Source organism: Pseudomonas anguilliseptica, from assembly GCF_900105355.1.
Taxonomy (GTDB): domain Bacteria; phylum Pseudomonadota; class Gammaproteobacteria; order Pseudomonadales; family Pseudomonadaceae; genus Aquipseudomonas; species Aquipseudomonas anguilliseptica.
The window spans coordinates 1,345,588-1,357,976 of record NZ_FNSC01000001.1 but is presented as its reverse complement, the minus strand read 5'-3'; the positions used below and the strand labels follow the sequence as shown (position 1 = coordinate 1,357,976).

Here is a 12,389-nt window from a genome sequence, read left to right as displayed (position 1 = left end):
AGTATTAGAAGGGAATCATCGCACCATGGACATTCAAGAGATCAGGCGAGCCAACCTCGCCGCCCTGGTGCAAACCCGCTTTCAAGGCAATCAGAGCGCCCTAGCAATTGCCGTTGACCGACAAGCCAGCTACATAAGCCGCTGCCTCGCCTCCACTGGGAAGCACTCCAAACCCATTGGAGAAAAGTTTGCGCGCCATATAGAAACGTCCCTCGACCTAGCCCCCGGCGCGCTAGATACCCTGTCAGGTCACGACACCCCGGAAAGGCGAAGTCTGTTAGAGACTGGCGCACCGACCCATTCCCCGCACCTGTTCCCCATAGAAGTGTGGGATGACGAAACACCGCTCGGACCCGACGAGGTCGAGCTGCCCTTCTTCCAGGAAGTCGAACTATCAGCTGGCAAGGGATCAGAAGTAATGCTGGAAACCGGAGGACGGAAACTCCGCTTTGGCCGCCGCACACTGCAGCGCAAAGGCGTAATCCCCGAGGCCGCAGCCTGCGTGCCCGTTACAGGCAACAGTATGGAACCAGTCCTCCCCGATGGGAGCACTGCCGGTATCGATACCGTCGCCACCCAGGTACAGGATGGCAAGATGTACGCCATCGACCATGCTGGCCAGCTCAGGGTTAAGCTGCTCTACAAGCTCCCCGGCGGCGGCTTACGCCTCAGAAGCTACAACGCCGAGGAGCACCCAGACGAGCGCTACGAAGGCGACTACGTCAGCGAGCACATCAGGATCATCGGCAAGGTGTTCTGGTACTCCGTACTTCTCTAAAGGGAAACTTTTTTACCCGTATTTACCAAAAGGTATTGACCCAACCAATTACCATTAGGTAACTTGATCGCATACCCACACTCTGACCTCTGGAGTACGCGACATGAATACGACACAGCACGCTTCTACCTGCCAGGTGCATTCGCACCCGGCCCTCAACCCCAGCCACATCTTTGAAGTGCGCCGCTTGGCGCGTGACGCTGGCTGCCAGTACGTCACCCGCGAGCAACGCCGCCGCGCTCAGCCGAGCAGCACCGGCCCGTTCGGAGGTGACGCAGCATGAGCCAGCTCCTGATCGGCCTCGCCGGCCACGCCCGCGTGGGCAAGGACACCGTCGCCCGCTACCTGGCGGCACACCTCACCCTCATCAGCTACGCCTTCGCCGACCCGCTCAAGCAGGCGCTGGTCAGCATGTTCCACCTCACCGCCGCCCAACTGGAAGGCGCCGAGAAGGAGCAGCCCCTGCCCTGGCTGGGCAAGTCCCCGCGCGAGCTGATGCAGCTACTCGGCACCGAATGGGGCCGCGACCTCGTCCACCCGCAGCTCTGGCTGCTGCTCGCCGAGCAGAACCTGCAGCTACTGGCTGAGCATGACCAAGCCATGAAAGGCGTGGTGATCCGCGACGTGCGCTTCGACAACGAGGCGGACTGGGTGCGCAGCAAGGGCGGCGTGATCTTCCACATCAGCCGCCGCGGCATCCGCCCAGCCAATGACCACGTCAGCGAGTACGGCGTGCGCCACTACCGTGGCGACTACGTGATCGAGAACGACGGCACGCTGGAGGAGCTGTACGACCAGCTTGACCGCGCCACCTCGCACCTCATGCGCAACCAGCGTGCAGCCTGAGGCCCGCAGCCATGAATCGCACCCTGAATCAGGCCGCCCAGGTACTGGGCATCCGCGAGACCGCGCTGCGCGTCTGGCTGCGTGACCAAGGCCACCTGAACAAGGACGGCACCCTGGCGGCCAAACACGTCGGCGCCGGCAAGCTGTTCATGGAGCCCCGCGTCACCCAGCCCAAGCAACTCGGGCACCGCAAGCACTACGCGGTGCTGATGGTGACGGAGCGCGGCATCGACTGGCTGGCCGCGCAGATGGGCATCGAGATCAAGGAAATCCCGCAGAAGGACACCGCCGCATGAGCAAGCCCAACCCCATCACCGACGCTATCGGCGTGGTCAAGCTGGCCGGCATGCACTTCCAGAACCCGACTGCCGTGCCCGCCGCCGTTGTGCGCGATGCATCAGCCGAGGTTCTGCAACGCCTGGAGGCCATCCAGCCGGAGGCGCTGCACCTGGTGGCGCTTTACACCGCCCTGCTGGCGATCACACCGGCTGGCTGGTTGCCGCACGTCACCCTCACCACTGACCCGGTGCGCCCCTTCGGCGCCGTGATTACTGATGAAGCCGGCAACATCGCCGCCCGCGACAAGGGCAAGACTGTCGACAGTCTCGTCGCGCTGTTGCGGCCCCGGCTGCCGGCGGGGTGCGGGGTGGCCCGGGCATGACAACGCTGGAACTACTGCAGCAGCGCTGGAAGGCCAACAGCCTCTCGCTGAGCGAAGTGCGCGAGCACTACTTCCCCCACATCAAGACGGACAAGCGCCTGCGCGCCCTGCTCCGTTCCGGGGAAGTCCAGCTGCCCACCTTCAAGCACACCGATTCCCGCCTGGCGCCGCTCTACGTGCGCCTGACGGATCTAGCCGCCTACCTCGACTCTCGGGCCGAGGCAGCGGCTTAAACCGGGCACAACGCCCAACACCAATCCAAGAGGCACAGCACATGAAAGCCACTGACGCATCCGAGTTCCTCCAATCCCTCAACGCCGGGGTGTTTGCCCAACAGCTGGGCAAGGCCCTCTCCGACGTCGCCGCCGGCTGCGTGGAATACGGCAAGCAGGGCCAGGTGACTGTCACCTTCAAGCTCAAGCAGATCGCCCAGAGCCACCAGGTGAACGTCACCCACACCCTGGACTTCGTCGAGCCCACCAAGCGCGGCAAGCGCCGCGAGGACACCACGCTCGATACACCGCTGTACGTCACCCCGGACGGCCTCCAGCTGTTCCTGGAAAACCCCACGAGCCAGCTATTCCAGAAGAGCGACACACCCGTTCTGGCACGCAGCTGACCCTCAACCCACGTTCCCCTCTGACACTACAAGGAACTGATCCATGTTCGACAAAGACGCACTGCAACTCCTGATCGCCACCGCACTGGCGGGCGCCAACCAAACCCTCGAGACCGGTGGCCACAAACTGGCTCTGCTGCCCGAGACCATCCGCCCGCTCAACCTTGAGCAGTACCAGGCCAACCGCGACCGCTTCCGCGGCACGCTGCGCACCCACTCCCTGGCTGACTTCGCCGGCTACGTGGAGCGCCACACCACCAACGAGCCCAAGCCAGCCGGCTTCGTGGATCAAGACGCGATGAGCGCCACGGTGATCTTTAACCTGGGCACCGACGCACAGCCGGGCCACGGTGATGACACCGCCACTCTCACACTCAAGCCCACCGCCGCCTACGTCGCCCTGCAAGGCATCGTCGGCAAGCCGCTGAGCCAGCAGGCCCTGGCCGAGTTCCTCGAGGACTGGATGCCGCACCTAGTGGCCGGCGCTGGTGATGAATCGCTGCCCATGCTCGCCGCCATCAACGCCGTGCGCCGCATGAGCATCAAGGCATCCAGCACCCGCGACAGCGAAGTGGGTGACCTCTCGGCCCGCCGCAGCGCCATGGACGAGATCGAGGCGCGCAGCCTGGAGACCATGCCGACCACGTTCATCTTCACCACCCGCCCCTACGAGCCGCTGGAGCCGGCCAGCATCACCCTGCGCGTGTCGGTCATCACCGGCCGCGACGATCCGCAGCTGAAGTTGCGCTGGGTCGGCGAAGAAGCCCAGCGCGAAGGCTTCGCGGATGAGTTCAAGCGTGTGCTGGATAGCGCTGTGGGCGGTCTGGTACCCCTGACCATCGGCACCTACCAGCAAGGCAAGTAACCCTCAACCCGTTGCAACACCCCGCTGCCGGACTCTGACAGCAATTCCCGGCGGCGGGCTCTACGAGGACACAGCACATGCAAACCACTACCTTGCTCACCCTGATCATCGCCGGACTGGTGCTGGCCCTGATCGGCCTGGCCATCTACTCCCGCCGCACCGCCGAAAGCGCCCGAGCAGATGGCTACGACGAAGGCTACGACGACGCCAAGCACGGCCACGACGACCGCATCGCAGCGCTGCACGAAGACATCGAGCGCCTTCACCGCAAGCACACCAACCTGATAGCCGAACACCGCCTGGAGCGTGATGCGATCATGCAGGACTGCGACGCGCGCATTGCCATCTATGCCCGCCGCGCGAGCCCATTCGGCATCGCCGACCGCCTAGCGCTGGCGGACATCCACGCAATGCTGAAACTGGCCGCAAACACCTTCGCCGGACTGCAGGCCAATGACTCGGCTGTACGCGCCCGCGACCTGATGAACCTGGTTCAGGACATGGACCGCCGCCTAGTCGCCACGCTGCCGACTGCCGAGACCACCGAGCAGGAGAAGGCAGCATGATCAACGCCACCCACTACGTGCTCGACCTTGAAACCATGGGCAAAGGTCCGCACGCCGCCATCGTAGCCATCGGCTGCGTACGCATCGAGCAAGGCGCCATCACCGGCAGCGTCTACCGCCGCGTCAGCCTGGAAACCTCCCTGCTGGCAGGCCTGCAGGTGGACGCCAGCACCATCGAGTGGTGGCTGCAGCAGGACGAAGCCGCCCGGGAAGAGATCCACAAGCCCGGCGCGATCCGCCTCGAGTCGGCCCTGGCCCAGCTGGCGGAGTTCATGGGCTGCAACCACCTTCACAAGCCAAACCCCAAGGCCCTGTTGTGGGGCAACGGCAGCAGCTTCGACAACGTTATCGTCGGCAACGCCTTCGACGCCTGCGGCATCCAGCGCCCTTGGATGTTCTGGAACGACCGCGACCTGCGCACCCTGCTGGCCCTCTACCCCGAGGCCAAGGCACTGCCGTTCGAGGGCACCAAGCACCACGCCCTCGATGACGCCATGCACGAGGCCAAGCAACTGCTGATGGCGCTGAATCTCCATCAGACCCTACAGGTGGGGGCACTGGTATGAGCTGGATAATCACCCGCAGCGGCCGCAAGTTCGACCTGGCCACCCCCACCGCCGACATGGTGGACCCGACCGATATCGCCCACAGCCTGAGCATGCAGTGCCGCTTCAACGGCCACACCAGCAGCTTCTACAGCGTGGCCCAACACTGCTACCTGGTGGCTGATCTGGTACCGGCCGAGCACCATTTGGCCGCTCTGTTGCACGACGCCACCGAAGCCTACGTGGGCGACCTGGTACGCCCGCTGAAAGAAGGCATGCGCGACTGGGCCCACTGCCACGGATTGGCATGCACCTATGAAGTGACCGAGCAACGCGTATGGGAGGCCATCTGTGAGCGCTTTAACCTGTCGCCGGTTTTGCCCGCCAGCGTAAAGCACGCCGATCTGGTTGCACTGGCCACCGAAAAGCGCGACCTAATGCCCAGCCACCCAGAGCCATGGCCCTGCCTCGACGGCATCCAGCCCCACGCTGCCTACATCGACCCGTGGCAGCCCAGCTATGCCGCCATCCACTACCACGCGCGCCTACTGCAGCTGCTCAGTACTACGCATCGCCGAAGGGCCCAGGCCGAAGGCGGCGCAGCATGAGCACCCGCAAGCCTCACAATATGTACGCCCGCCTGGAACGCAACTGCCGGGCACTGGTGCGCACCAACCACGCCGCCGTGATCAACATCGATCCGGCGGGCGCGCAGCACCTGGTGAACTGGAAAACTGGCACGCTGATCAAGTCCCGTCCAATGGTCGACGCGGTGTGCGACTTCGCCCACCCCTGGTGCATCTACATCAGCGCCCTGTGCATCGACCAACTCGGCCAGCGCTACATCAAGAGCATCGAGGCAGCGCCGCAAGGCGTCTACCTCGCCGGCCAGCTGACTGAAGTCATCGAGGCCTGCTACCGGCAGCACCTTTCCGACTGCAACCCGCAACACATCGTCGGCTCGGGCTGGATCGCCATTCCCAACAGCGTGACCCTGGACGAAGCCCAGGCTGCGCGACTCTTCGACGCAGTTGGCGCCTGGCCGGCGCCGGCTGCAGCCTGACAGGAAGTAGCGGATATGAGCAGCAATGTCGCCGGCATCCTAGACTTCCAAGACTTGCAGAAAGTGACCGGCTACCAGCGCCGCGCCGACGTCGAGCGCACGCTGCGCCAGCAAGGCATCAGGATATTCCACGGCCGCCTCGGCCCGTGGACCACCACCGATCTGATCAACCAGGCCGGCGGCCTCAAGGCCGGCAACCAAGAACACTACGACCCGAGCATCGTATGAGACGTGGACGCAAGCGGCAGCACAGCCCGCACATTCCCAAGCACATCGACCAGGCCGCTCTCCCAGCGGCCGTTTACTTCGACCATCGTGGATCTGGCGTGTGGTACACCCTCTATTTGGACGAGGCAGGCAAACAGCGCCGCACCAACCTCGCCAGCCGGGATGCAACCATGTCCGAGCTGCACCGGATCATGGAAGAGCGCGCCGGCATTGACCGCGACAGCCTGGCCTTCCTCGCCGAGCAGTTCCACAAGAGCGACCAGTTCAAGCGCCTGGCCAAGAAGACCCAGGACGATTACTGCTACTCCCGCGACGTGCTGCTGGGCATCCCGACGAAGCTGGGCAAGCCGCTGGGCGAGCTGGCCGTGCGCAAGTTCACCCCGCCCCTGGTGCAACGCGTAGTGGATCGGATCGCCGAGGACGGCACCCCATCCAAAGCCGCCCACGCTCTGCGCTATCTACGCCGGCTGATGCAGTGGGGCCGCAACCGGGGCTATGTCGACGTGAACCCGGCCCAAGGCATCGAAGCGCCGAAGGAGCGCAAGCTACGCCGACTTCCAGAGCCTACTGCGATGGCCGCGCTGATCCAGTTCGCCCAACAGCAAGGCAAGTTGACCCGCGGCGAAAAGGGAGCCTGTGCGCCATACCTCTGGTACGTGATGGAGATCAGCTACCTGTGCCGCCTGCGCGGCATCGAGACCGTTACCCTCACCGATGCGAACGAGACCCCCGAAGGCGTACTCACCAACCGCCGCAAGGGCAGCCGCGACAACATCGTGCGCTGGACGCCACGTCTGCGCGCAGCCTGGGACGCGGCCAAAAAGGTGCGCGCCGATATCTGGGAGAAGAAAAAAATGCCGGTGCCGATCGCGGCCGAGCAGCGCTGGCTGATCGTCGCCGCCCACGGCGGCGCCCTGCAGAAGACAAGCCTGGACACGGCCTGGCAGCGCCTGGTGACCCAGGCAATCGAGAAGAAAGTCATGACCACCGAGCAACGCTTTGGCCTGCACGACTTCAAGAGGAGAGGAATCACCGACACGGAAGGCACCCGCGCCGACAAGCAGCAGGCCTCAGGCCACCGCAGCGAGGGGATGCTCGATGTCTACGATCACAGCGTGCCGGTAGTGAGCCCGGCGGGGGAGTAAAACAAAAAGCCCGGGATATCCCGGGCTTTATTCATATAGCGGCCAATCGTCTTACGAGACTTGGCATGTAACCAGTTTGGGCTGGCTGCTTACCGATACCGAGAAGCTGATAAATCTGCCCGCCGATACCAGGGATAACTTCGCCACTTTCATCTTTTTGCGAGTCTTGAGCAAAGTAGATGAAGACAAACTTAGAAGAAATTTCATCGGGAAATTCAGACCGAAGAGCCTCTTCAGATTTGATGTGCATTACCGGCGAGACAATATAAATCTTCGAAACACTAAGCCGCTCAATCAGCGCCAAAATGTTTGTACGAACCACACAACTTCCAGAAATGACTGACTTCACTACAACGAGCGAGTCGGCACCCTCGTAGCCGGGCTGCACGTACTTATGCACGATTGGCGCGACGCTGCCGCTTTTGAGGGAATAGTGGTTATTCCAGAAAATGGCCGCCATGGTTTCATGCTTGGATTGCAGAGATTCAAGCACACCAGAAGACAGGTAGTCGGCATCCTCCGCAGTAGACGCCACTAGGCACCTGTCGCGACCAGGAATGACGTCATTAAGGACATCGCCTAAGCATCGGCCCAGAGTTTTCATGGTGGACTGATACTGGACGGGAGCATGAGTAGAGCTCAGCAGCTCACCCAGTGCGATTTTGGCGACTTCATTAGCAAAACGGCTATACGCACGCTCAGCAATCATCGCAAGTCCCCCTAGTTATTGTCTGCACCTTATAGTTCCTTCTGGGCTTGGGACATGAAGAACGCGAAAACGTCCCCAATACTTCCAAAGCTTTCCAGAACCCCGGACTCTGACTCGGTCGGGGCTGACCCCAAACCTACCTCAAACCCATTGTAGCCGACTTTAAAATTGCCGAATTCTACACGCGCTTCGAGACCATGGAAAGCCAAACAGAGACGATGCAGCCAATCAGGGATGCCAGGCCGCTCTGGAAGGGACTCTCGAAAGACGTTTGGCCTCGAGTCAGCCTTAGCCCTACCAATCACATCCCCAACAGAACGCGCTTTATCTTCACACGACCAAGCCGATACCACACATCTAAACGCAACGTCAAGCATTGCAAGATTATCGGTATTACATATCGCCTTAAGATTCTCCCTTAGCTGCGGGGAAGCGTATAGCAATTTAGTCGCACCAGGATCGTAAGGGAAAAACTCTGAGAAGCAATTCTCCTTAAGGTCGGCAGGTATCTTTCCATCATTAGCGGCAGCCATACTCGGGCAAGAGACAAGCAGTATCTGGCGGTTTTTCTGGCTGCTATGGAACTCCGTATCGATCTGCATCTGCATACGGAATCGCTCCTCCATCTCAGCATCCCACGCAGCGGCGCTGCCGTCCGAGTTCTTGGCTTGATAATTTTCTTTGTGCGCCGTGGATTGCTGCCGGAGACAAAGGTCATCAACAAAGGCTAGCTCCTGCGAAGATAGGACAAAATCATCCAAATCAACCTGGTTGGCTGCGACCTCGCACACCTTGGCGGCGGCATAGTAGGTCTCAAACGAAGCCCCCTTGCTGTTGTTATCCCCACCACGCCTGATGTTTGCAAGCTTCTTTGCCTGGTCTTTACCAAACTGCTGCTCGACATACGCACCCAAAGTCATCAACCGAACCTCTCCATTGCCCTCTTATCAAGATGAGGGCAGAACCGCGACCTTTCAAGGATCTCCGGAAACGCTACGTAAAAAAGGAAGCTAGACACACGTAGAAAGGCGGCTTACGAGCAGCGTTGACGTAATATCTAATCTCGTAAGTGATTGAAATAAATATATAAACGCGGTAACTTGTAATCAGTAGCTCCCGAGTTCGACTCTTGGTGCCGGCACCATACGAAACAACGACTTAGGCTCATCTCACGATGGGCCTTTTTTGTTTCTGGGCAATTTACCCTCTGATTTTCCCCGTTCGTTCCCCGTTTCATTATCCGACCTCCAGCCAGCTACCCATCCCAGCCGCTAAAAGTCCGGCCCAAAACCTGAGTTTTGCGGAAACGTAAAAAAGCCCCCCCCCCGTCGTTCGGGCATACCTTGAGCGTCTAGTTTTGCCTCCCCCTCCCAGTCACACCAGACCAGCGTCAGGCTTGATTGATTGTCGAAGTCGTCAGCCCTCGCGTGCGTGCGCGTACCTGTTACTAAATTCAGGCTGCTCACTGCCAGAACCTTTGCCACGACACTCAAATGACAGGTCTAGGATTGTCGGTTACGGCGTAACCTTCTCCGTAACTATGGCGCTCAGAAACACTAGTTTCCATGGAAACCAGCCTGGAAACCGCCGCTTTGGATACCATACGTTTTCGTGGTAACCAGCTTGGTAACCATGCGTTTTCCATGTCAACTCCCTGTTAATCATCGCACTGTTAACCACAGCCAGATCGAAAATGCGGCTTTTTTGGGTCTTGGTTTTAGCACTAACCTCGGCGCTAACCATTGAGCACTAACTACGCCGCTCGCTCTGTTGCTGTGCTTTGCGTGCGTACCTCGCTGCGTACCAACTCTTTGCGTACCAGTGCCGGCACTCAGCGATGGCAGCTGTACGTCTCGCACGCACTGACGCAGGCCACGGCGCAGCCATAATGGTCTTTTGCTTGCGTAGCTTGCGTCACTTACTTGCTTTGAAATGTCGAAGCCGTGCCGGGAAGGCCATGCTTAAGGGGGGATTACCGGGGCAAACAGTCTGGGGCATGTGTCAGCGTGACCGACAACTACCGGCCAAAAGCAGGCGCTCTGTCTATCTCCCGTTTTTACTCTTGGAAGTCGGTTTTTTTGGGGGGCAACATAGGCGCGCTTCCAAAGGCCGTAACGGCATTTAGCCTGCTTATGAGCTTCTGACTGTGCCAGAATCTCCGCTTGCCCCCAACTGCCAAGGAAAGGTATGAGTTTTTTCGACCGTTTGTTTGCGTTCCGACAGAACGAAGTTCGGACACCCCTTGAGGACTTTCTCACCGAACTCTTTGCAGAGTGGCTGCGCCAAGTGACGCTTGCTGGTCGAGTCGCAGAGGTGCTGACCGACCTCTTCAAACTGGCACCGGACCAGCTCGGAGAATTAAGCAATCTCAATTCAATTGCCTGGGAAACTCAGCACGTCATCGGCCCAGGCGACCACGGGGCGGAGGGTAAACGCCCGGACCTGATTGGACGATGCACTGATTTTTTTCTGATCATCGAGAGCAAAATCGCAGCTGGATTTACCCAATACCAAGATGAGCTGGGGCGAGTCGATCAACTCTCCATGTACCAGTCATACCGGACAAGTCGGAAAGAGACGTTTGGCGGCCTTGTTCTGATTACACACTCCACTTTGCCTCCATCAGACTGGGTCCATAAAACTTTGTATTGGCGTGCTGTTGAAAAGTACTTACGCGCTTTTACGGACCATAGCTCATCCACAAGTGCATTGAATTACCTCACTAAACAATTGACAAGATTCCTTGGAGGCAATGGTATGAACGGAACCCGTATCGATCTGGCGGATATTACTGCCTACCCCGCCGATCAAAGACTCACGCAAGGGCTGACCGGGCTGGGTAAAGTTGCGGATAACTGTCTTAGAATCGAGCTTCAGGGAACGAGTCTGGAGCAACTTCGAGCTCCTCGCGGGGGAAGTGGTGGAGACTTCATCTGGCCAATTTTTTGTGGCTTGACGCTCACCAATGACGGCTCCAAATGTCATGACGCTCAACTCATTTTGTGGAGTGGTACACTTGCCGGAAAAGTTTACGAGTACCTAGGGCCTTGCACCGACGGAATACCGGATCTCTCCGTCGGTATTGGCTTGTGGTTCAATGAGGAAATCAGGCAAGAGGCCCGTAGCTACCTAGTAGCTTTGTGCGACAAGCTCAACAGTCAGGCGAAAGGCAAGTGGGCACTGGATACCCACTCTCGCGACGGTAGGGGGCCGATGGTCTTGCTGTCGACTCGTCGATCCCTCATCGATTTGCATGTTCAAGCTGCCGGCAGCGACTTAGACGATATCGCCAGTGAGTTTTTCTCAACTCAAAGCAATTTACTTCTAGTTGAGCTTTCAGCCCCACACCTGGCAACTGGGAAGCGCGCTGATCAGTTCCTGTTTGAAATGGTTACTGCTGAATGAATCGCCCCTGGTTTTGTAGGCGATGAGTGACTGCTCCTAGCCGGGAGTTGCCAGGCCGCAACAGGCTGGAGTCGGCCAACAGCGGCTTTTTTAGCGTTGGGAAAATAAATCTGCCCGCTTTTCTCACGACCAAGCAAAACAACAAACCACAGGAGAATTCCATGCACTATCTCGCCTTGCTTTTACTCTTTGTCAGTTCGCTGGCCCCAGCCCAAAGCTGGACCCTCGACCCGCAACACTCGTTCCTCAGCTTTACCACCACCAAGGACGCCAGCATCAGCGACCACCACAGCTTCAGCACGCTTACAGGCGCGGTCGACGAAGACGGCAAGGCTTGGCTGCGGATTGGCTTGGCCAGCGTCGAGTCGAATATCGACAAGCGTAACGAGCGCATCCGTGATTACCTGTTCGAAGTCGCCCAATATCCTGAAGCCATTGCCAGCCTAAGGCTGCCTGCCAAGCTGTACGAGCAATTGCAAGTCGGCGAAAGCTTCACTCGGGAAATGAACGTGCGCCTGGATCTGCACGGGAACAACCGGGTCGTGCGCACTGAACTCTATGTGCTGCAACTGCGCCCGGATGTGGTGGAGGTTTCCACCTCGCAGCCATTAATCATCAACGCCCATGAGTTCGGCATGCAGAGCGGCCTGCTCAAGCTGATGGAGTTGGCGGGCCTGAAAAACATCGCCAGCGCAGTACCGGTTACCTTCCGCCTGCGCTTTGTACCCAGCGCACAAGGCTTGTAGGGCGGCTGAAATCCGCGTTATCGATGATTAGCGCGAATTATTACGCATGAATATTATGCTGGGGATGCGGGTTTCACCCGCCCTACAGGGCTATCGAGATTTGATAATCGGATCGTAGGGTGGAAAACCGCGAAGCGTTTTCCACCGTTTAATCTTTTCGGCATAGATGTTGATCCGCTCGATACGACGGGCAGAAATCGGCCCAGGCTGTGT

18 protein-coding genes are annotated in these 12,389 nt (G+C 59.4%); 16 read left to right on the top strand and 2 right to left on the bottom strand.

Annotated elements, in window-relative coordinates:
- Nucleotides 1-25: 25 nt before the first annotated feature.
- From BLW24_RS26795 to BLW24_RS06550, 14 genes are all read left to right on the top strand, one after another.
- A complete protein-coding gene (locus tag BLW24_RS26795; protein ID WP_090378240.1) occupies nucleotides 26-778 on the top strand; it encodes a S24 family peptidase in 753 nt (250 codons plus the stop codon).
- Nucleotides 779-881: 103 nt separating this feature from the next.
- Nucleotides 882-1,061: a hypothetical protein gene (locus tag BLW24_RS06610; RefSeq protein WP_090378237.1), complete on the top strand. Its 180-nt coding sequence runs from the start codon at nucleotides 882-884 to the stop codon at nucleotides 1,059-1,061.
- Nucleotides 1,058-1,624 (top strand): deoxynucleotide monophosphate kinase family protein, encoded by a 567-nt coding sequence (locus BLW24_RS06605; RefSeq protein ID WP_090378234.1) that lies wholly within the window; start codon nucleotides 1,058-1,060, stop codon nucleotides 1,622-1,624. Before BLW24_RS06610 ends, BLW24_RS06605 begins: the two co-directional genes overlap by 4 nt.
- A gap of 11 nt (nucleotides 1,625-1,635) precedes the next feature.
- Nucleotides 1,636-1,920, top strand: coding sequence for a phage antirepressor KilAC domain-containing protein (locus tag BLW24_RS06600; protein ID WP_090378231.1), 285 nt, complete (start codon nucleotides 1,636-1,638; stop codon nucleotides 1,918-1,920).
- The gene (locus BLW24_RS06595) at nucleotides 1,917-2,285 is read left to right on the top strand and encodes a hypothetical protein (protein WP_090378228.1); all 369 of its coding nucleotides are present in this window, start codon (nucleotides 1,917-1,919) and stop codon (nucleotides 2,283-2,285) included. The genes BLW24_RS06600 and BLW24_RS06595 overlap by 4 nt, the downstream gene beginning before the upstream one ends.
- Nucleotides 2,282-2,518 (top strand): pyocin activator PrtN family protein, encoded by a 237-nt coding sequence (locus BLW24_RS06590; protein WP_090378224.1) that lies wholly within the window; start codon nucleotides 2,282-2,284, stop codon nucleotides 2,516-2,518. The genes BLW24_RS06595 and BLW24_RS06590 overlap by 4 nt, the downstream gene beginning before the upstream one ends.
- Before the next feature lie 41 nt (nucleotides 2,519-2,559).
- A complete protein-coding gene (locus BLW24_RS06585) occupies nucleotides 2,560-2,904 on the top strand; it encodes a hypothetical protein (protein WP_090378221.1) in 345 nt (114 codons plus the stop codon).
- A 43-nt stretch (nucleotides 2,905-2,947) separates the two neighbouring features.
- A complete protein-coding gene (locus BLW24_RS06580; protein WP_090378218.1) occupies nucleotides 2,948-3,769 on the top strand; it encodes a DUF2303 family protein in 822 nt (273 codons plus the stop codon).
- Nucleotides 3,770-3,846: 77 nt separating this feature from the next.
- The gene (locus BLW24_RS06575; protein ID WP_090378215.1) at nucleotides 3,847-4,335 is read left to right on the top strand and encodes a hypothetical protein; all 489 of its coding nucleotides are present in this window, start codon (nucleotides 3,847-3,849) and stop codon (nucleotides 4,333-4,335) included.
- On the top strand, nucleotides 4,332-4,901 hold the full coding sequence (locus BLW24_RS06570; RefSeq protein ID WP_090378212.1) for a 3'-5' exonuclease: 570 nt from the start codon (nucleotides 4,332-4,334) through the stop codon (nucleotides 4,899-4,901). Before BLW24_RS06575 ends, BLW24_RS06570 begins: the two co-directional genes overlap by 4 nt.
- Nucleotides 4,898-5,488, top strand: coding sequence for a phosphohydrolase (locus BLW24_RS06565; protein ID WP_090378209.1), 591 nt, complete (start codon nucleotides 4,898-4,900; stop codon nucleotides 5,486-5,488). Before BLW24_RS06570 ends, BLW24_RS06565 begins: the two co-directional genes overlap by 4 nt.
- A complete protein-coding gene (locus BLW24_RS06560) occupies nucleotides 5,485-5,943 on the top strand; it encodes a hypothetical protein (protein ID WP_090378204.1) in 459 nt (152 codons plus the stop codon). The genes BLW24_RS06565 and BLW24_RS06560 overlap by 4 nt, the downstream gene beginning before the upstream one ends.
- Before the next feature lie 15 nt (nucleotides 5,944-5,958).
- Complete coding sequence (locus BLW24_RS06555) at nucleotides 5,959-6,171, top strand: DUF4224 domain-containing protein (protein ID WP_090378202.1); 213 nt, start codon at nucleotides 5,959-5,961, stop codon at nucleotides 6,169-6,171.
- The gene (locus BLW24_RS06550) at nucleotides 6,168-7,316 is read left to right on the top strand and encodes a site-specific integrase (protein ID WP_090378199.1); all 1,149 of its coding nucleotides are present in this window, start codon (nucleotides 6,168-6,170) and stop codon (nucleotides 7,314-7,316) included. The genes BLW24_RS06555 and BLW24_RS06550 overlap by 4 nt, the downstream gene beginning before the upstream one ends.
- Before the next feature lie 31 nt (nucleotides 7,317-7,347).
- Here BLW24_RS06550 and BLW24_RS06545 read toward each other — a convergent pair whose 3' ends face one another.
- Nucleotides 7,348-8,025: a hypothetical protein gene (locus BLW24_RS06545; RefSeq protein ID WP_090378196.1), complete on the bottom strand. Its 678-nt coding sequence runs from the start codon at nucleotides 8,023-8,025 to the stop codon at nucleotides 7,348-7,350.
- 29 nt (nucleotides 8,026-8,054) lie between these two features.
- Nucleotides 8,055-8,945, bottom strand: coding sequence for a hypothetical protein (locus BLW24_RS06540; RefSeq protein ID WP_090378193.1), 891 nt, complete (start codon nucleotides 8,943-8,945; stop codon nucleotides 8,055-8,057).
- Nucleotides 8,946-10,212: 1,267 nt separating this feature from the next.
- Here BLW24_RS06540 and BLW24_RS06530 point away from each other — a divergent pair.
- Together BLW24_RS06530 and BLW24_RS06525 are read left to right on the top strand one after the other, a co-directional pair.
- Nucleotides 10,213-11,430: a hypothetical protein gene (locus BLW24_RS06530; RefSeq protein ID WP_090378187.1), complete on the top strand. Its 1,218-nt coding sequence runs from the start codon at nucleotides 10,213-10,215 to the stop codon at nucleotides 11,428-11,430.
- 161 nt (nucleotides 11,431-11,591) lie between these two features.
- Nucleotides 11,592-12,176 (top strand): YceI family protein, encoded by a 585-nt coding sequence (locus tag BLW24_RS06525; protein ID WP_090378184.1) that lies wholly within the window; start codon nucleotides 11,592-11,594, stop codon nucleotides 12,174-12,176.
- Nucleotides 12,177-12,389: the final 213 nt, after the last annotated feature.

Coding starts and splice junctions, on each gene's coding strand:
- BLW24_RS26795 (WP_090378240.1), top strand. CDS start 26: ATGGACATTCAAGAGATCAGGCGAGCCAACCTCGCCGCCCTGGTGCAA.
- BLW24_RS06610 (WP_090378237.1), top strand. CDS start 882: ATGAATACGACACAGCACGCTTCTACCTGCCAGGTGCATTCGCACCCG.
- BLW24_RS06605 (WP_090378234.1), top strand. CDS start 1,058: ATGAGCCAGCTCCTGATCGGCCTCGCCGGCCACGCCCGCGTGGGCAAG.
- BLW24_RS06600 (WP_090378231.1), top strand. CDS start 1,636: ATGAATCGCACCCTGAATCAGGCCGCCCAGGTACTGGGCATCCGCGAG.
- BLW24_RS06595 (WP_090378228.1), top strand. CDS start 1,917: ATGAGCAAGCCCAACCCCATCACCGACGCTATCGGCGTGGTCAAGCTG.
- BLW24_RS06590 (WP_090378224.1), top strand. CDS start 2,282: ATGACAACGCTGGAACTACTGCAGCAGCGCTGGAAGGCCAACAGCCTC.
- BLW24_RS06585 (WP_090378221.1), top strand. CDS start 2,560: ATGAAAGCCACTGACGCATCCGAGTTCCTCCAATCCCTCAACGCCGGG.
- BLW24_RS06580 (WP_090378218.1), top strand. CDS start 2,948: ATGTTCGACAAAGACGCACTGCAACTCCTGATCGCCACCGCACTGGCG.
- BLW24_RS06575 (WP_090378215.1), top strand. CDS start 3,847: ATGCAAACCACTACCTTGCTCACCCTGATCATCGCCGGACTGGTGCTG.
- BLW24_RS06570 (WP_090378212.1), top strand. CDS start 4,332: ATGATCAACGCCACCCACTACGTGCTCGACCTTGAAACCATGGGCAAA.
- BLW24_RS06565 (WP_090378209.1), top strand. CDS start 4,898: ATGAGCTGGATAATCACCCGCAGCGGCCGCAAGTTCGACCTGGCCACC.
- BLW24_RS06560 (WP_090378204.1), top strand. CDS start 5,485: ATGAGCACCCGCAAGCCTCACAATATGTACGCCCGCCTGGAACGCAAC.
- BLW24_RS06555 (WP_090378202.1), top strand. CDS start 5,959: ATGAGCAGCAATGTCGCCGGCATCCTAGACTTCCAAGACTTGCAGAAA.
- BLW24_RS06550 (WP_090378199.1), top strand. CDS start 6,168: ATGAGACGTGGACGCAAGCGGCAGCACAGCCCGCACATTCCCAAGCAC.
- BLW24_RS06545 (WP_090378196.1), bottom strand. CDS start 8,025: ATGATTGCTGAGCGTGCGTATAGCCGTTTTGCTAATGAAGTCGCCAAA.
- BLW24_RS06540 (WP_090378193.1), bottom strand. CDS start 8,945: ATGACTTTGGGTGCGTATGTCGAGCAGCAGTTTGGTAAAGACCAGGCA.
- BLW24_RS06530 (WP_090378187.1), top strand. CDS start 10,213: ATGAGTTTTTTCGACCGTTTGTTTGCGTTCCGACAGAACGAAGTTCGG.
- BLW24_RS06525 (WP_090378184.1), top strand. CDS start 11,592: ATGCACTATCTCGCCTTGCTTTTACTCTTTGTCAGTTCGCTGGCCCCA.